The organism is Marinicellulosiphila megalodicopiae (assembly GCF_045862395.1).
Classification (GTDB): Bacteria; Pseudomonadota; Gammaproteobacteria; order Pseudomonadales; family Natronospirillaceae; genus Marinicellulosiphila; species Marinicellulosiphila megalodicopiae.
The window spans coordinates 2,491,108-2,508,125 of the sequence record NZ_AP023087.1; the positions used below are offsets into that span (position 1 = coordinate 2,491,108).

General features: G+C 35.4%; 18 protein-coding genes. 4 read left to right on the forward strand and 14 right to left on the reverse strand.

Annotated features, from left to right (window positions below; genetic code table 11):
• Window positions 1-294: 294 nt before the first annotated feature.
• From TYM08_RS10650 to TYM08_RS10670, 5 genes are all read right to left on the reverse strand, one after another.
• Window positions 295-897, reverse strand: a complete 603-nt coding sequence (locus TYM08_RS10650; protein ID WP_422379127.1) for an imm11 family protein — start codon at window positions 895-897, stop codon at window positions 295-297.
• A 158-nt stretch (window positions 898-1,055) separates the two neighbouring features.
• The gene (locus tag TYM08_RS10655) at window positions 1,056-1,655 is read right to left on the reverse strand and encodes a hypothetical protein (protein WP_422379128.1); all 600 of its coding nucleotides are present in this window, start codon (window positions 1,653-1,655) and stop codon (window positions 1,056-1,058) included.
• 10 nt (window positions 1,656-1,665) lie between these two features.
• On the reverse strand, window positions 1,666-2,316 hold the full coding sequence (locus TYM08_RS10660) for an AHH domain-containing protein (RefSeq protein WP_422379129.1): 651 nt from the start codon (window positions 2,314-2,316) through the stop codon (window positions 1,666-1,668).
• 7 nt (window positions 2,317-2,323) lie between these two features.
• Window positions 2,324-3,292: a hypothetical protein gene (locus tag TYM08_RS10665; protein WP_422379130.1), complete on the reverse strand. Its 969-nt coding sequence runs from the start codon at window positions 3,290-3,292 to the stop codon at window positions 2,324-2,326.
• On the reverse strand, window positions 3,276-4,193 hold the full coding sequence (locus TYM08_RS10670; protein WP_422379131.1) for a hypothetical protein: 918 nt from the start codon (window positions 4,191-4,193) through the stop codon (window positions 3,276-3,278). Before TYM08_RS10670 ends, TYM08_RS10665 begins: the two co-directional genes overlap by 17 nt.
• A gap of 385 nt (window positions 4,194-4,578) precedes the next feature.
• Between TYM08_RS10670 and TYM08_RS10675 the strand changes: the two genes are divergently transcribed.
• On the forward strand, window positions 4,579-5,730 hold the full coding sequence (locus TYM08_RS10675; RefSeq protein WP_422379132.1) for a MalY/PatB family protein: 1,152 nt from the start codon (window positions 4,579-4,581) through the stop codon (window positions 5,728-5,730).
• 82 nt (window positions 5,731-5,812) lie between these two features.
• On the opposite strand, the gene rpmF is transcribed toward TYM08_RS10675, so the two are convergent.
• Together rpmF and TYM08_RS10685 are read right to left on the reverse strand one after the other, a co-directional pair.
• A complete protein-coding gene (gene rpmF, locus TYM08_RS10680; protein ID WP_422379133.1) occupies window positions 5,813-5,992 on the reverse strand; it encodes a 50S ribosomal protein L32 in 180 nt (59 codons plus the stop codon).
• A gap of 2 nt (window positions 5,993-5,994) precedes the next feature.
• Window positions 5,995-6,540 (reverse strand): YceD family protein, encoded by a 546-nt coding sequence (locus TYM08_RS10685; RefSeq protein WP_422379134.1) that lies wholly within the window; start codon window positions 6,538-6,540, stop codon window positions 5,995-5,997.
• An 85-nt stretch (window positions 6,541-6,625) separates the two neighbouring features.
• On the opposite strand from TYM08_RS10685, the gene TYM08_RS10690 reads away from it, so the two are divergent.
• On the forward strand, window positions 6,626-7,207 hold the full coding sequence (locus TYM08_RS10690) for a Maf family protein (RefSeq protein WP_422379135.1): 582 nt from the start codon (window positions 6,626-6,628) through the stop codon (window positions 7,205-7,207).
• On the opposite strand, the gene TYM08_RS10695 is transcribed toward TYM08_RS10690, so the two are convergent.
• The 4 genes from TYM08_RS10695 to TYM08_RS10710 form a co-directional block, all read right to left on the reverse strand.
• Window positions 7,189-7,920 carry a YajG family lipoprotein gene (locus tag TYM08_RS10695; protein WP_422379136.1) on the reverse strand — a complete coding sequence of 244 codons (732 nt, stop codon included), beginning with the start codon at window positions 7,918-7,920 and terminating at the stop codon, window positions 7,189-7,191. The two genes, TYM08_RS10690 and TYM08_RS10695, sit on opposite strands and share 19 nt — an antisense overlap.
• A 4-nt stretch (window positions 7,921-7,924) precedes the next feature.
• Window positions 7,925-8,563, reverse strand: coding sequence for an HAD family hydrolase (locus TYM08_RS10700; RefSeq protein WP_422379137.1), 639 nt, complete (start codon window positions 8,561-8,563; stop codon window positions 7,925-7,927).
• Window positions 8,560-9,921, reverse strand: a complete 1,362-nt coding sequence (gene glmU / locus TYM08_RS10705) for a bifunctional UDP-N-acetylglucosamine diphosphorylase/glucosamine-1-phosphate N-acetyltransferase GlmU (RefSeq protein WP_422379138.1) — start codon at window positions 9,919-9,921, stop codon at window positions 8,560-8,562. Before glmU ends, TYM08_RS10700 begins: the two co-directional genes overlap by 4 nt.
• A gap of 70 nt (window positions 9,922-9,991) precedes the next feature.
• Window positions 9,992-10,345: a hypothetical protein gene (locus TYM08_RS10710; RefSeq protein ID WP_422379139.1), complete on the reverse strand. Its 354-nt coding sequence runs from the start codon at window positions 10,343-10,345 to the stop codon at window positions 9,992-9,994.
• A 299-nt stretch (window positions 10,346-10,644) separates the two neighbouring features.
• Between TYM08_RS10710 and TYM08_RS10715 the strand changes: the two genes are divergently transcribed.
• Together TYM08_RS10715 and TYM08_RS10720 are read left to right on the forward strand one after the other, a co-directional pair.
• Entirely contained in the window at window positions 10,645-11,724 is a 1,080-nt protein-coding gene (locus TYM08_RS10715; RefSeq protein ID WP_422379140.1) for an amino acid ABC transporter substrate-binding protein, read from the forward strand.
• 4 nt (window positions 11,725-11,728) lie between these two features.
• Entirely contained in the window at window positions 11,729-14,074 is a 2,346-nt protein-coding gene (locus TYM08_RS10720; RefSeq protein WP_422379141.1) for a hybrid sensor histidine kinase/response regulator, read from the forward strand.
• Between the two features lie 32 nt (window positions 14,075-14,106).
• Here the strand turns inward: TYM08_RS10720 and TYM08_RS10725 are convergent, their stop codons facing one another.
• The 3 genes from TYM08_RS10725 to TYM08_RS10735 all read right to left on the reverse strand — a co-directional run bounded on the left by TYM08_RS10725 (window position 14,107) and on the right by TYM08_RS10735 (window position 16,977).
• Window positions 14,107-14,928, reverse strand: coding sequence for a hypothetical protein (locus TYM08_RS10725; RefSeq protein WP_422379142.1), 822 nt, complete (start codon window positions 14,926-14,928; stop codon window positions 14,107-14,109).
• A gap of 207 nt (window positions 14,929-15,135) precedes the next feature.
• The gene (locus TYM08_RS10730; protein WP_422379143.1) at window positions 15,136-16,107 is read right to left on the reverse strand and encodes an IS1595 family transposase; all 972 of its coding nucleotides are present in this window, start codon (window positions 16,105-16,107) and stop codon (window positions 15,136-15,138) included.
• 96 nt (window positions 16,108-16,203) lie between these two features.
• Window positions 16,204-16,977 (reverse strand): hypothetical protein, encoded by a 774-nt coding sequence (locus tag TYM08_RS10735; protein ID WP_422379144.1) that lies wholly within the window; start codon window positions 16,975-16,977, stop codon window positions 16,204-16,206.
• Window positions 16,978-17,018: the final 41 nt, after the last annotated feature.

Consider the following 17,018-nt stretch of genomic DNA (forward strand, 5'->3'; position numbering starts at 1 on the left):
CTACTTGAAATTGCTTTTTTTGCATCTACTAAATTTATGGGGAATATGACAATTGGAACAAATGATTGATTATTTATTGAGCTGCATTCAACACAAAATAATCTATAACAATCAGGTATTATTTGTATGAATGAAGGGTTATATTCGCTAGTGGCGGGTTAATCTTGGATCATTTACTTATCAATAAATGGATAGTTCGCGCCTCATACATTATATGGCATGAATGACACGATTTAAAAAAGGGTGCGTCATTTTAATTCCAAGTGCACCCGATTGATTAAGCGTGCGCGGACCTTACCCTTCGTATTCACTTATTAATGTGAAATTCTCTTCAGCACACCCAACATCCAACAACTCCTCCATTAATGATTTATGAATAACAATATCACCCATGGCTGATTTATCCATTTCAAAAATTAACCGATCTTTTTCTTCAATTTTATCTAAAACTTTTTCATCTAATACATAGCAATAAATATGATGAGCGCCAGTAGCCTCAATAGATTTCTTAGAATATTCTGAATGTTCTCTACACCAACAATCTATGTTTTTTGTTACTCTGACATACCAATATTCTTCATGCCACTTTTCTTTATTGTCAATGTAAATTGCAGGCGTAAAATCCAAAGGCAAATTCTTTAAAACTATCTTCTTATAGACCTTATCTGAAATTAACAGATAACTAGAATCAAAAAGAATCTCACCAATATTTTCTTCTAAATTAGTTTGTAACTGATAGTCTTTAATTGAATTAAAAAACACCAATGGTGAATTCCCTTCTACTCTCCCAATTGTATAACCTCTGTTATTTGTATTTTTATCGGGAGCAAGTGACGGTATAGATTCATCATCACGAAAACGTCTTAATACATAATATTCTTCGTCATATTTACTCATTTGTCTGCCTCAATTTTATAGATTTGTATGCATACTAGTCTAAAATAAAAAAATCACTTTCGAACACCCTGTTGATTGTTGATATTGTAATTTTAACTTACTAGAACACTCTCAATCGCAATCGGCAATAGATTTACAATATTAAGAGCGCTTAACCATCACCCTCTATACTGACTAATCAGGGTAAAATTTTCTTTCGTGTTTTCAGTCAACAAATACTCTTCCATAAATGATTTATGGACAATGATATTACCCATTGCTGATTTATCCATTTTAAAAATCAACCGATCTTTTTCTTCGATTTTATCCAATACTTTTTCATCTAGAACATATCTAAATACATGAAATGCACCTGTAGCCTCTATCATTTTTTTTAAATACCGAGAGCGATCTCTGCACCAACAATCAATTCTTTGAGTGACTCTTACATACCAATACTCTTCATGCCACTTTTCATTATTATCAACATATATTGCAGATGTATAATCCAGAGGTAAGTTTTTTAAATTTATTTTTTTATATATGTTATCGGTTATTAAAAAATTACCAGCATCAAACAATATTTCAGAAATTTTTTCATCTAGATTATTTGTTAAATTATTTTTCTTCATTCTATTTGTGAAGTTTAAAGGGGCTAGACCCTCAACCTTTTTTATTGTGTACTGTCTATCTCTAGTATTCTCGTCAGGTATCAAAGACGGAATTGCATCATCAATAGGTCTTTCAAAAACATAGTATTCTTCATCGTATTTACTCATTTACCTGCCTCTATTTTATATCTTTCTGTATAGTTTTTTTAAGTGTAAATTCTTTATGGTTTCTCCCATGAATACAACTCTTTTTTTCGTCATGATCTCCCATATAGTTTGCTCCAGAACAACCAATATCTTTTAATAAGCCTTCATACTTAAAAGATTGATAAACTTGTGTTAATTGCGCCTTCTTACTAAATTCATGAATCATTTTTGCTAAAACTTTAGATACTGCATCTAAATTTTTCACAACACGTTTCTTTTCAGATTCAAGATCTACACAACTTGTAAGTTTATCAACTACTTCAAGAACTAATTTTTCTACCGTGACATGGTATTGTTCAGGATGTTCATTATCTGGATCATCATGCTCTAAGATATCTACTGTCGAGGTATGATTGCCTCTATGTAATTGACAACCTAAATGACACGCCCCAGCAAATGTACTGGGGATCAATGCAACATTGTTTTCATGATTAATATTATATCCTGAAGCTTTCACTAAATTTTTATTGGCTATATCTTTCACGCCATCACCGGATATCAGATGATGGGCCTGCATTTTAATTCCGTGGCTAATAGGGTGATCGTCATAATCATCTCTTTTTTTAATCACTTCTAATATGTTTTTTCTATAATTAGTGTCTTTATTAATATTTCCTGACATTTTGACCTCAAATAGAATACGTTAAGCTGCCACCCGATGCTTTTCTAGGTGTGCTATGTTTTTGGGTTTTACACATTCGGCAGCGTTTATCTCGTTTAATGGATTCTTTTTTCAATAATAACGTACCGTTATTATTTCCTTTAGATTTATATCCTGCGCCTCTGGCTTTATTTAGTTTCTGGCCAAGGTCATTTAATATATCCGCACTGTCTACAAAACTTTCGATGGTTTGTTTAAACGCTTTTTGCGCTTTTTGCGCTTGGTTAATGGTTTTTGCCACTCTTGTACTTGTGGTTAAAAATTTCGCTGCCAATGTGGCTAATCTAGCTATTGTTCCTACCCCTGCTGTCAAAAATGATACAACTAACAATAATATGATTTCAATGACAATATACGCTGCGGCTTTACCACCTGAATAGGCATAAAAATTCGGTGGCACTGACTCCATAAATAAATTTACATAAGCAAAATAGGTCAGTGCAGACTCATGATCTTCAATTAATTCAAGGGCAATATAAAATGTGGTTGACGTTAATATTTGTTCGCTTAAATCGGGGTGAATATCTTTTAACGGGCCTTCAATAAATTTTTGTACAGCTCGTGCATCCCCTTCACATATTTTATTTGGCAATTCTAATATATCATCCTGATATTTAATGAGCTTTTTAACCGACTGCGCACTTTCTTCTAAAAATTCTGAAATTTCTTCAATATCATCTTTTACTTTTTTAACAGCACCATCAACGGTGTCGTTCACCTGTGCATTCCACCAGCGCCAACTGATTAGATTGTCTTTATTTTCATCTATTGTTTGAATACTTTCATCAACGGATTGTTTAATTTTATCATAGGTCTCAGGAATGTAGTCGGCGGCATAAGACATGGCATCGGACGCGCCCTGCCCAATGGTATTACCCAGATTCTTCCATGTATCTACATCAAATATTTCGGCCTGATCTTTAGCCCATACACCCATCCCAAAAACCGCCTGTGTAATCTAAAACCAATGAAGCATAACTATATTTATCCCAATCTTCTTGAAATGATGTCATGTCTTCAACCAACCCACGATAAGCTCCATCTAATGTTGCGCTTAATTCATTTTTTAGTTGCTTAATATTTTCTTCTTCACCGGCATCTTTTTCAATCTCAGCAACAATTTTTCCATCTGGGATATCTTTAAATAATGCAACACCCGGTTCAGATTCAGTTGCCTGTGCTTGTTTTAACGTACCCGAATACGTGTTTTTACCTTCAGCACAGGCTAATTCGACCCCTTGCTCATGTACGTTATCATCTATATATAATGTGATTTTGGCAGGTAATGGTGTATCCCAAAGATCATCGTACATGGCTCGGATTTTGACCCAGTGGTTTGGCTCTTTCTTTTCTTTGGTTTTATCAATCTTGTAGTAATCTGCACTTTCATTACTTGATTGAGCAGCTGATTCAGTTTCATATCCATAACTGACTTGCTGTGACATGGCATTTATTGGCATTTGAGCATTTGAGTATAAAAACTTTAATTGCGATTGAATATGACTGGGAACACTGGAGTTAACCATAAAGTTTTTATGTATAGCGCGGCTTGCAGAAGCATTGGATTCGTATCGATCATCATCTACATCAAGCCAAATGATAGCTGGAGATTTCAACCAACAACGATGAAATTTCACTAAAAATATTTTACCGCTATTAAGTGCATTACTTAAATTTTGATAAGAACTCAGGTATTGAGAGTCATTGTTACCTAATTTATTTTGGATAAACCTTAATGAGTTCAAAGGCAGCCTGCATAGCTCTTGCATTGCTGCATCAGGGGATTCGATCAACAATAAATCTTCGGTTGTTAGCCATAATTGTTCAACAAGCTTCATGTCCTTTTTATACCTTCAACAAAGTTATGGGCGCATTATACATATTATAATATATGAGCAATACTTTAAGACACATAAAATACTTCTCAATTTTGAACTGATCGCTAAAAGTGACAATCAATTAAAAAGCACTTATATGATTAACAAACCATGTTCATTCACTATTAACTCAACTCTCCAAATCAACTCTCCAAATCAACTCTCCAAATCAACACTCCAAATCAACTACCAACCCAATTAGAGAAACAGGCATTGCAATTCTCATAACAGTTAATTAGGCATTGGGAAATAAACTGAAAAATCTTTGCCTTTCGCATTTTCTTTACATTCCTATGTTATTATTTTGACCTGAATCTTTTCTCATATTAAACACTTCGAGCCTGCTATGCCTTTTGATTTCAATAAAAAACTAGACCGTATAAATAACCACAGCATGAAATATAATGTATTTTCAAAGGAGCTTTTACCTATGTGGGTGGCGGATATGGACTTTGAATCTCCTGATTGTGTTAAACAGGCTTTAATTCAACGTTTGCAGCAAGGTGATTTGGGTTACACTAAAGCCTGGCCTGAATTAAATGAGTCCATTGTGTCATGGTGTAAAGCACGCTACGACTGGGAGATTCAGGCTCATTGGATTGCTTGGCTGCCTGGCATTGTTTCTGGGTTTAACATGGCTTGCTCGGGGTTTAATAAAGGTAAAGTGGTTGTGCAGACCCCCAATTACCCTCCGATGTTACAAGCTCCAAAATTAAGTGGACAGGTATCTTCTGAGTTATTCGTAACATTTAATGCAAACACTCAAAGATGGATGTTTGATTTCAATCAATTAGAAACTTTTTTATCGGACGAAACGTGCGGATTATTTTTATTATGCAATCCGATGAACCCACATGGGACGATGTTGAGCGAAAATGAAATTAAAAAAATCATACAACTTTGTAAGCAATACAATGTGCAATTATGCTCTGATGAAATTCATTGTGATCTAGCCTTTGAAAAACAACATATTCCAGCAGGAAAATTTGACCCTACCGCAATCACACTTATGGCCGCTAGCAAAACATTTAATATCGCAGGCTTAGGTTGCAGCTTTGCCATTATACAAGACACGAAAATAAGGAAAATTTTCACCAATCAAATGAAAGGATTAGTCAGCTGGCCAAGCAGCCTAGGATTAGAAGCCACGTTTTCAGCTTTTCAAGATGGCGAACCTTGGCGCATCGCATTAATTAAACAACTTAAAGTGAATCGAGATTTATTAGTTAACTCACTAAATAAAATGACAATTAACAATAAAGTTATTTTTAAAACACACTTAAATGATGCCAGTTTTTTATGTTGGATCGATTGTAATCATTTGGAATCATTAACCAAGCAAACGGCCATCGAATGGTTTAAAACTGCGGGCATTATGCCTTCAAATGGGGTGGATTTTGGAGCACAAAGTTTTGTCAGAATCAATTATGGCTGTCCTGAATTCACAATACTGAATGCTATTGATAAAATTAAAATTCACCTTTTAAAATTTAACTGATTTTTTATTTATAAATATGACAGACATAAAAAAGCCCCAAATTTCTTTGAGGCTTTTTGTTTAATCTAAAGGTTAGATTAATTTATTCTTCGCCAGTCTCAACAACTTTTTTACCTTTGTAAAAACCATCTGCAGACACGTGGTGACGACGATGAGTTTCACCTGTTGTTTGATCAACAGATAATGTTGGACCTGATAATGCATCGTGTGAACGACGTTGACCGCGACGAGAGCGTGTTACTTTACTTTTTTGAACTGCCATGACTAAGAGTCTCCAGATTTCAGTTGGTCTTTTAATGAACCAAGTACACTAAATGGGTTTACTTTTTGTGATGATTCTTCAACAACTGCTGAGGACTCATCTAAAAATTCGGTTTTAATTTTGCACTCACCTGAATCATGCATTGCAAATTCAGATATTGCTAAGATAATTTCATCTTCAACGATGGGTAATACATCGATTTTTTCATCCGGTGTAACAATCCAACCATCTAAATATTCGGGTAGACCCGCCGCCATTTCTTCATGTAGACAAATTGCATACATGAATTCAATATCAATATTTACTGGCATAGCTTGTAAACAACGCTGACAGACTTGCTCACCTTCTAGCTGTGCTTTACCACGTACAACCCTACGATTGTCTTCATCTCTAAAGAAGTCCAGCGTTGCTTGCGCGTGCTTGACACTTACGAGTAATTCGGGACAAGCCCGTTCGAACCAACTTTGTGCAAGTTCGCCAGAGAGGCTACCTTGCAAATCTGCAAGTTTGTATGGTTCAACGTATCGAGGTAACATGGTATTTAACATAGGCGCGGCATTTTAAGGATAAGGCCCTTTACTGTCAAAGAGAATTTCATTTTAATTACGTTTTTATTAACAAAAGTCACTAAATATGAGCCGATTACCCATAATTTTAGCTTCCACTTCAAAATACCGAGCACAATGCTTACAAAAATTGAATATTCAATTTCAACAAGCCCAACCCATTTGCGACGAAACACCATTTGAAAATGAGTCCCCAAAAGACCTAAGCTTACGCCTAAGCATTGAAAAAGCGAAAAGTCTAACCAAACAGTTTGACCACCATTTAATAATTGGATCGGATCAGACCTGTACATTTGATGATATAGGCATCATTGGGAAGCCCGGTAATTTTGAAAATGCAAAACAACAATTATTAAATGCTTCTGGAAAATGCATGACATTTTATACAGGCTTAGCTGTGTATGATTCTAAAAATGATATATGCACATCAACGGTTGAAATATACAAAGCGTATTTTCGAGTCCTAACAGAAAGCGAGATTGTTCAATATCTTGAACAAGATCAACCTTTCGATTGTGCAGGCAGTTTTAAATCAGAGGGACTGGGCATCACCCTATTTGAAAAATTACAAGGCGATGACCCAAATAGCTTAGTTGGCTTACCGTTAATAGCGCTTACCAACATCTTACGTTATAACAGAATTTTATAGGTCTTAGACTCTACTGGAGCGACAGGCTGTTTGATCTCGCTAGGCTGCTCTTGTGCCCCACTTGGACTCTCAACTGGCATTGAGTTAGTTGTTTGTCCAGACACAGGATTAGTCGCTTCTATCAGATCAAGTGATTGGGAGCTTGCTATAAAACTTTGAATTTCTTTGTCATCCAAACCTTTTTGCATCACTTTTATTAATGCATCTGAGACCATAGATTCAATGCTTTTTTGTGTTGGCAACAAAACAGTGGTCTGAGAAACCGTCACTTTAAAATTCTTTTGCATGTAACCTTTTTCATGCTCAATATAAAATGACATTTCAACTTTTACATCAGAATCTTTTGTTGTGGTATTTACTTCATTTACATCATAAGTTAATGATTCTAATTTAACCTGCATATTTGCAGGGGCCTTAGGAACCAATTGGTAACCTTGATTTTTCATGGCTTGAATAAAGTTATCACCTATTTGATCAACCAAAGCGTTATCAGTTGTAATCATTGAAGTCTCACTATACACCCCTCCTCTGCTACCTAATTGCTGTGTTCCCCGAACATCCTCAATACTGACTCTAACATCAAAGCCATTCACTTTATTTTGCGCTACAGGCACACCAATTGGCTGATTTAACCTTAAAGGTTCCACTGCACAAGACACAAACGCCAATCCAACAAGTACCATCGGCAGCGTCTTTTTATTTTTGAAAAACATGTTTTTAATCCCTCGATTGTTCTTTAAGAAATTGTTCAATTTGACTCATTTGACTCAGCACCACATGTGCACCATATTGCTTAACTGACTGATCATGATGAAAACCGATGACGTTCATTTTGGCTTTTTTTGCCGCCATCATACCAATTGGGGAATCTTCTACTACCCAGCAGTGATTTGGATGTACTTTTAATAATTCAGCTGCTTTTAAATACACATCTGGCTCAGGTTTTGGATTTAACACTTCTTGAGCCGCTACTACCACATCAAAAAAACCGCTTAATTTAGTGATTTTTAATTTATTTGCCAAAGATTGAGTACCTGAATTACTTGCACAGGCTTTAGGCAAACTAATGGATCTCAAAAGTGATTCAATGCCATCAATTAACACAAGCTCATGTTCAAATGCATGTTGAACCGCGCGGTTATGCTCAAGATAGAATGCTTCAGACAGTTTAGGGCCAAAACGTTCATTTAAAAACGATTGAAACACCTCAGTGGTTTGCCCAACGATTCGATCGTCAATATCATGCTCAGACAAACTTAAATCAAACTTTTTTAATGACTGATGCAGCACACCTGTCATCAAACGCTCACTGTCAATTAACACACCATCGCAATCAAATATCACAGCCTGCATCATGATTTTTTCACAGGTTTTTGCCAACCCGATATACTGCGCTGTTTAGTACGCGCTAGGGTTAACTGATTTTTTGGTGCATCTTTACTGATGACTGATCCCGCACCAATAAATGCGCCATCCTCAATAGCAACTGGCGCAATTAATGTAGAATTAGAGCCAACAAACGCACCATTACCAATAATGGTTTTAAATTTATTCACACCATCATAGTTACATGTGATCGTTCCAGCACCAATATTTGCCCCTTCACCGATTTCACTATCACCCACATACGACAAATGATTCACTTTACTGCCTTTTCCGATGATCGCTTTTTTAGTTTCAACAAAGTTTCCGATTTTAGCGTGATCAGCTAATTGCGTTCCTGGACGTATACGCGCAAATGGACCAATCATGCAATGTTTACCGATGTTTGCATCTTGTAAAACACAATTTGGCTCGATAATCGTGCCATCAGAAATACTGACGTCTGTTAAAATGCAATTTGCACCAATTGTCACATCACAGCCTAGCTCAACTTTACCGTTAAAAATCACATTTACATCAATTTGAACATCTTGACCCACACTCACTTCACCACGAATATCTACCCGTGCAGGGTCAAATAATGTCGCACCCTGTAGCATTAATTCATTTGCCAGTTGCAATTGTTGCCAGCGCTCTAAATATGCAAGTTGAACTTTGTCATTTACACCCATGGTTTCTTCAATTTGTTCAGCAGAAGCTGTATTCACCACAACACCATCTGCAACTGCTAAAGCGATAATATCCGTTAAATAGTATTCGCCCTGAGCATTTTGATTGGTCAATTTTGGCAACCATTTACGCAATTGATTACTTGTCACTGCCAAAATGCCAGTGTTTGCTTCATTGATTTTTAGTTGCTCAGTATTGGCATCTTTTTGTTCTACGATTTCAGTCACTTGATTTTGCTCATTACGCACAATACGACCATAACCCGTTGCATCTTGTAATGAAACAGTCAGTAATCCCATATTATCGGCATCGACTAATTCAAGCAGTTTTTTCATAGTTTGTTGCTTGCACAACGGTACATCACCGTACAAAATCAGCACTTTACTATCGTCTTTTAAGCTTTCAACGCACTGCAAAACCGCATGCCCGGTGCCTTTTTGCTCAATTTGCTCAATAAAGTTTATCGATTGCTCTGAAAATGCGGCTTTAACTTGCTCTGCTTGATGACCCACAACTACATGTATAAACGCATCTAATTTCACTGCATTGTCGATGACATAAGATAATAAAGACTTGCCAGCAAGGGACTGTAATACTTTGGCTTTTGAGGATTTCATTCTTGAGCCTTTTCCTGCGGCGAGAATGACGACTTCTGTGTTCATACAAATGCGCTCTAAATAAAAGAACGCATCATATCAAAGGGATTTGAGATAAAACAGTGAAAACAGTGGGTTATCGAGTAAAAATAAACAGCATTAAAACCGAAAAAAGCGTTAAAACCAATAACAACCATTGATTCAAATACTGCTGATCACACTTTCTTCTAGTGCGATTTTTCGCCACCACAATATTACCAAATAACAGCATAATCATGCCCAGTAATGTAATTTGAATCCAAAACACGATCGGCATTAACCAATGCTCGCGAATTTCCAATTCATGGTAGCGAACAATCCCCGTATCCATTTCTGGCTGAGCAATATGAGTTAAGGCCATAGTTAAAATAAATAACCCCCAAGCCACCATATTAAAGATGGGTAAAGATTTAATCCAAAAGTCAGGACCTTGACGTCTTTCATTATTCATTGATTCAAATACTCGTCAGTTAATTTATATTCGTAAACATTTGATTGCTTTTATAACAATATGAAACGAAAATACCCAGTATGATTTAGTAACAATCTAACCATGTTAAATATTACTTTCAGTTATCATCAGCCTTTTAACTGGATGCACAAATGTTACAAAATGTACGTTTTCCAACTCGATCACAGACTGCTTTTTATCCTCTAAAAGTTCCTTAACAACGATTAACAAAGCTTGAAGTTCTCCCTATAAAACAGGCATAATTCAGTTAATCACAATGTATTAAAAGGTTTTTATACATGTTTGCTAATAAATTTCTCCCATTTTTCATTTTTTGCTTTGCACTTTTATCGTGTAAAGATTCCAACAAAGCAAAAATTCAAGATTTCAATGCCGCACCAAAACGCGTTGAATTAATACCTGGTAATACATTAAAAACAGTCAAACAACGCGGTCGATTAATTTGTGGCGTCAGTACTGGAATCCAAGGCTTTTCAAATCCCGATCGCACAGGCCAATGGTCTGGTTTTGATGTGGACTATTGCAAAGCGATAGCCGTTGCTGTTTTGGGGGATCCAAATAAAGTTGAGTTTGTGCCACTCAATGCGGGGCATCGATTTACTGCATTAAGTTTGGGGGAAATCGACATTCTCTCACGAAATTCAACTTGGACATTAAGTCGCGAAACGCAACATAATTTATTATTTGCTGGAATCAGTTATTTTGATGGTCAGGGTTTTTTAATTGATGAACGCTTAGCTCAATCGATCACCAGCGCACGAGATTTAGATGGTACAGCCATTTGTATCAAAGAAGGCACCTCATCAGAACAAGTTATTGCCGATTATTTTAGAAAAAATAACATGCAATATCAGCCAGTTCTTTTTTCAACATTAGATCAAACAAAAGTCGGATTTGAAGCAGGTCGATGCAGCGTACTAACCAGTGATCAGTCTCAACTGTACGCAATTAAAAGTACATTAAAGAAAAATAAAAATTCAATTGTATTGCCTGAAATCATTTCAAAAGAACCTCTTGGACCTGTTGTCAGACAAGATGATATTGTGTGGTTCAACATTGCAAGATGGACATTAAATGCCTTAATTGAGGCAAAAGAGCTAGGGCTAAATAAAAATAATATCGATCAATATTTAGAAAATAAAGACCCTAGCATCGAACGTTTTTTAGGTAACAAAAATGATTTAGGCAATTCGTTAGGACTGAGCAACCAATGGGCCTATCTTATAATTAAAGAAGTTGGCAATTACGAAGATATTTTTGAAAAAAATATTGGTAAAGATTCAGAAATCCAAATTCATCGTGGCTTAAACAATTTATGGAATCGTGGAGGATTATTATATTCTCCACCAATGCGCTAATAATATGAAAAACATTATCCGCTTTCTAGCCTTTATTATCATCAGTTTCAATACAGCCAATGCATCAGTGGTGACGTTAAAAGATGATAAAAATGGCATCAATGTTACTTCATATTTAGATGTACTTATTGATGAAAGCGGATATTTTAATGAATTTAATGTGCTCTATGATCGAAATTTCAACCTCTGGAATTCGATTAAGCATAATGCAATAAATTATGGTTACTCAGATAAAACCTACTGGTTTAAAATAAAATTAGACGCAAGTGAATCCAAATCAAAAAAATGGGATCTTATATTTTCAAATTCGTTACTTAGTACGTTAGATATTTACAAAGTCACTGAAAATGGACCACGTTTAATATATCGATCAGGAAGCAATCGAGCCTTTGCAAACAGAGAAGTCGATCATCATAAAATGATTGTGCCTGTAGATTTATACGAACCCTCAACCCTTTTGATTAAAATACAAACCGAATTGGATTTTAGCTTAAATATAAAAGCCTGGCCTGATAATCAATTTTGGCAAAGCCTTCAATTTGCTGACAACATGAATTGGCTTTACTTTGGATTGATCGCAACAATGGTCATCTATAATTTATTTTTATACCTTTCAGTAAATGATCGCAGTTATTTGATTTATGTATTTTTCATAGGTTCTTATGGCGCCTATATCATGACTATTGATGGTTATGTGTTTCATTTATTTTGGCCAAAACAATTAGCCTTTGATAGCAACATGGCACACTTTAGTGCCGCAATCATGATCACAACTGGGTTTCTTTTTTGCTTATCTTTTTTGAGGTTAAGACAATATTCCACCCATTTATTTTGGCTCTGCCAGTTCTCTGTAGTGATCAGCTTAATTAACATTCCTGCTATATTTTTCTTATCGCCTCAGCTTTTATCTAAAATAATGATTGTACAAAGTATACTTGCTATGGCTATTGCAATCCTATGCTCTGCAGTTTGCACGATAAAAGGGTACAGACCCGCAATTTTCTTTTTATTGGGTTGGGTAGCATTATTTGTTGGTAATTTATTATTATTAATGACAAAAACGGGGTTAATTTCAACCTTGGATGCTAGCACCACATTAATTTCAAAAATCGGTTCATCGTGCGAAGCATTATTTTTGTCATTCGCCCTTGCCCACCGTATTCGTGTATTAAAAAGCCAAAGCGAAGAAGTGCATTTAAAATCAGAGGCACGCAAACAATTTTTAGCGAAAATGAGTCATGAAATTCGAACGCCACTTAATGGTATTTTAGGTATTGCAGAATTACTAAAAAACTCAAAATTAAATAGCGAACAAAAAACCTATGTCCAAACTATAAAAGATTCCGGCACATCATTATTAAGTTTAATTAACGACATTCTAGATCATAGTAAAATCGAATCTGGTAAATTAGAATTAGAAAACACCACATACAATTTAAAATTAATTATCGAGCAATGCAAAAACACCTTTTTACACGAAGCAAATCGAAAAAACATACAGTTAATTAGTAATATAGATCCTAATATTCCAGATTATTTATTAGGAGACAGTAATCGATTACGTCAGGTCATTATTAATTTACTAGGCAATGCATTCAAATTTTCAGACCATGGAAAAATTGAAGTGAATGTTCAGTTAATTCGAAGCAAGGCGCCTTTACTTTTAAAATTTGAAATAATCGATCAAGGCATAGGGATTCCTGAACATATCCAACAAACATTATTTGAAGAATACCAACAAGCTGACTCATCCACTTCAAGAAAATACGGTGGTACTGGCTTAGGACTCACTATTTGCAAACAATTAGTTGAATTGATGGATGGCACTATCGGCATATTTAGTAAGCCTGACAAAGGATCAACCTTTTGGTTTACAATCAGCGCTCAAACATCACAATCCGTAGACACCAACAAAGACCCCATTGAAATTACACAATACGAATCAGGACTAAATATATTAATTGCAGAAGATAATTGTGTAAATCAAATGGTCATAAAAGGGTTATTAACACGAGAAAATCATAACACCACAATGACTGCCAATGGCGAAGAAGTCGTTGACGCCTTTAAAAATAATCCAGGGAAATTTGATTTGATATTAATGGATTGTGAAATGCCAATAACAGATGGATTTGAAGCCACAAGAAAAATTCGATCACTTGAGAAACAAAACAATTTAACAGAAACGAAGATTTTTGCCTTAACTGCCCATGCAACAAATGAGCACAGAGCATTAGCTATTGAATGCGGAATGGACGATTTTTTAATTAAACCGATAGCCATTGAAAAATTACGATCGGCATTATCCAATGCACACTGTTCAACTAAAAAACCAACAATTACAGCTTAGTTATTGATCATTTTTTGATTTATTTGCACAAACTAAAGCGCCCAATGCACATTAAATCCTAAGCGAATAATTTGTGTGGTATGTTTTGGGTACTCCACAACGGTTGTGATATCGAACTCATCATTAAATGGCTCTACAACTGTCAATTCAACGGCATCACGATATAAATAATCCCATTCCAGTAAAAACCCAGCATGCACTTTATGAGTTAATTTCTTACTGATTCCAAAATTTGAATGAATAGAATACCCTCTGGCATTATCAAAAAAAAGATCCGTGTATTGAGTATTTTCAGCTCGAGTAAATGCTGGGATACCAAATAACAAATGACCATAATAGCGCCAATCATTATGAGTTAATCGCCCTGAATCAAAATCAAACCCTGAATTTAAAATAATTTCAGCTTTGGTTTCTTCAATTAATTGCCAATCAAAATCGATATATTGCGATGTTGGATCAAAGCGCTTAAATGTATGTAATGAATATTCTAAACCTGCCACCCATTTTAATCGGGAAAGCATTTGTTGATAATAATAAATACGTTTTGTATTTAAAGTATAGGTCATTGAATTTTCTTGAAATAATAAATTATTATTTGATAACCGCCATTGTTCGTCCACCCTTGAAGGATAAATAGTCGATATTGATTCAATCATTAATAATTGAGTGTCAGATAATTTATGAACCCCACCATTTCGCATAATAGGATTATAAATCACAGTTTTTGACTGAACAGGCAATACATTTGCCAACTCTTGATACTCAATTCGCTCGACATTAATCGCTGAAAAAAAACTAAATTTTTCTAGTTTCTCTGCAGCATTTAACTTAAAAGCAAACGCCGAATGACTCAAGACACATCCAAGAATACATGTAATAAAACGTAACCAAACAACCATAGTAATTTATACTGTCAACACACTATTTTACTGTAGCAGTGAGACTTAAATTTTAAGGTTTTTTATGAAGTTATTTGGCAACGTTTTGTAAAGACTCTAATTACTAAAGCTCAAATATTAAACATTTCATTGCATGTATTTTCAATATTACAAAGGCTATGTTTAAAAATTATGTTGCTGTATCTGCAACAGCTTGAATTCTAACAATTTTTCCCGCTCATTTAAATTTTCAGAAAACACCTGATATTTATGCCAAGCCAACATCCTAAACCAGCCCAGATATTTCGGTAAATACTTACTCGCCACCCCATGCATTTTTAAATACCACTGTTTCAATTGTGAGTGATAATTGTTGATATTTTGAATATGAAACACGCCTTCTTTAGTACGCGCATTGGTTAACACAACATGATGCAAATGATGATTTTCACAAATTCGATGATACGCAGGCTGGCCGTCAGTACATAAAATGGATTCATCCACAATTTTTGAGCCTAAATACATCTCGATTTCGTCACCGGTTACTTGCTTTAATACATGATCAAACTCGTGATGATTCCGGTCCATCGCGGTTAACACTGCCACCCAATCTGTATTATTAAGCCCTTTTGTTGAGGCGTTTGTGCCGCGTTTTCGCGCTGGCCGATTAAGGTGTTTGTTGCCTTTTTTAGATTCTCGAAAGTAAGTTTCGTCAGCCTCAATAATGCCTTCAAGCCTGTCTTCAAAGGTGTTTTCGGCTGCATTCATATAACGGTGGCGCCAGTTAAAAGACGTCACCGAACTGATGCCCACTTTTTTAGCACAAACCCGAATGCTGTCTTGGTCCAACATATGCTCTAAATAGGTTTGCCAGTCATCGGCTTTATGCTGATAAAAATACGCGCTGCCTCTTGTGCACACAAATGTCTTTTGACAATTATTACAATAAAACCGTTGGCGGCCGTTGCTTTTGCCGTATTTTCGCAAACGCTCACTTTCGCAGTGAATGCACTTTCCATGAGAAATGCACTCTTTTGCTAAACGCTCTAAAATGGGGTTTTCTTGCAATGTTAGTGTTTGGACAAGCTTTTGTTTTTGTACCGGATCTAATTTAGCGGCTTGTTTTATTAATTTTTGAAATTGTTGACGGTTCATATTACGACCCTTAGTTAATCTATAACTTTAGGTTAGATCGTGAAATGAATTTTGCTAGTAGCAACAAAAATGTTAAACATAGCCATTACAAAAGTATCAATTCAGCTTTCCAGGAACCACATTGATGTATTTCATGTGCTGTTGTATAGATTGCTTTGTATCAATTTCAAAGGTTACATTTTTAAACTCTTCCAAAGCCATCTTAGGAAGCATTTGATAGGTTTGGGGCGGGTTAATCCAAAATGTAGAAACCTTTAATGTTTCAGGGTTAAATGTTTTAAATCCATAAAACCAAACATCGTCCAAATCAACAAGTAACGATTTATAAGTAAATCGACGAACAGTGAATTCTAATTCTGTCCAAGGATCCATCGGCTCTTTATGTGTATTGAAGGTTTCAGGATACTCTAAATAATCTTCATAAAAAGTACTTACCAAACCTAATGGATTGATTGCATACCCAACATAGCTAATTAATTCAAAAGTGCTTGCAGGATATTTAACGCCTTTTATATCACCTGTATTCCATTGATGGATCCAGCCGTTTTGAAAATACAAATTAAACTCTTGGCTGACTGCTTCATTTTTATACATGGTCACGAAAAAATCATTCGCGCTGTAGAACACCTCTTGAGTAGTAACGCGCCCTTCGCTTGACTCGACTTCCATTTTTAAATAACTTTTTTTATGTGTTTTCAGTAGTCGTTCGGTTAATAGCTTGGTTTTAGCAATTATGGGTTTATCTTTATGTTTTAAAGCCTGTTGTTCTATATTACTTAAAATAGTTTCAATTTGTTCATCCCATGTATTAGCTGAACTAAAAAAAGACACACTTAACACACCCAACATTAACATCGCTTTCTTGAACATCTATTTACTCCAACTAAACTCGAAATGAAAAATTTAAACCT

What these genes read in the sequence shown, in the direction of transcription:
- TYM08_RS10700 (WP_422379137.1), bottom strand. Translation starts at nt 8,563, where the DNA reads ATGATGCAGGCTGTGATATTTGATTGCGATGGTGTGTTAATTGACAGT.
- TYM08_RS10655 (WP_422379128.1), bottom strand. Translation starts at nt 1,655, where the DNA reads ATGAGTAAATACGATGAAGAATACTATGTTTTTGAAAGACCTATTGAT.
- TYM08_RS10685 (WP_422379134.1), bottom strand. Translation starts at nt 6,540, where the DNA reads ATGTTAAATACCATGTTACCTCGATACGTTGAACCATACAAACTTGCA.
- TYM08_RS10695 (WP_422379136.1), bottom strand. Translation starts at nt 7,920, where the DNA reads ATGTTTTTCAAAAATAAAAAGACGCTGCCGATGGTACTTGTTGGATTG.
- TYM08_RS10670 (WP_422379131.1), bottom strand. Translation starts at nt 4,193, where the DNA reads ATGAAGCTTGTTGAACAATTATGGCTAACAACCGAAGATTTATTGTTG.
- TYM08_RS10665 (WP_422379130.1), bottom strand. Translation starts at nt 3,292, where the DNA reads ATGGGTGTATGGGCTAAAGATCAGGCCGAAATATTTGATGTAGATACA.
- TYM08_RS10730 (WP_422379143.1), bottom strand. Translation starts at nt 16,107, where the DNA reads ATGAACCGTCAACAATTTCAAAAATTAATAAAACAAGCCGCTAAATTA.
- TYM08_RS10710 (WP_422379139.1), bottom strand. Translation starts at nt 10,345, where the DNA reads ATGAATAATGAAAGACGTCAAGGTCCTGACTTTTGGATTAAATCTTTA.
- rpmF (WP_422379133.1), bottom strand. Translation starts at nt 5,992, where the DNA reads ATGGCAGTTCAAAAAAGTAAAGTAACACGCTCTCGTCGCGGTCAACGT.
- TYM08_RS10675 (WP_422379132.1), top strand. Translation starts at nt 4,579, where the DNA reads ATGCCTTTTGATTTCAATAAAAAACTAGACCGTATAAATAACCACAGC.
- TYM08_RS10715 (WP_422379140.1), top strand. Translation starts at nt 10,645, where the DNA reads ATGTTTGCTAATAAATTTCTCCCATTTTTCATTTTTTGCTTTGCACTT.
- TYM08_RS10735 (WP_422379144.1), bottom strand. Translation starts at nt 16,977, where the DNA reads ATGTTCAAGAAAGCGATGTTAATGTTGGGTGTGTTAAGTGTGTCTTTT.
- TYM08_RS10660 (WP_422379129.1), bottom strand. Translation starts at nt 2,316, where the DNA reads ATGTCAGGAAATATTAATAAAGACACTAATTATAGAAAAAACATATTA.
- glmU (WP_422379138.1), bottom strand. Translation starts at nt 9,921, where the DNA reads ATGAACACAGAAGTCGTCATTCTCGCCGCAGGAAAAGGCTCAAGAATG.
- TYM08_RS10720 (WP_422379141.1), top strand. Translation starts at nt 11,729, where the DNA reads ATGAAAAACATTATCCGCTTTCTAGCCTTTATTATCATCAGTTTCAAT.
- TYM08_RS10690 (WP_422379135.1), top strand. Translation starts at nt 6,626, where the DNA reads ATGAGCCGATTACCCATAATTTTAGCTTCCACTTCAAAATACCGAGCA.
- TYM08_RS10650 (WP_422379127.1), bottom strand. Translation starts at nt 897, where the DNA reads ATGAGTAAATATGACGAAGAATATTATGTATTAAGACGTTTTCGTGAT.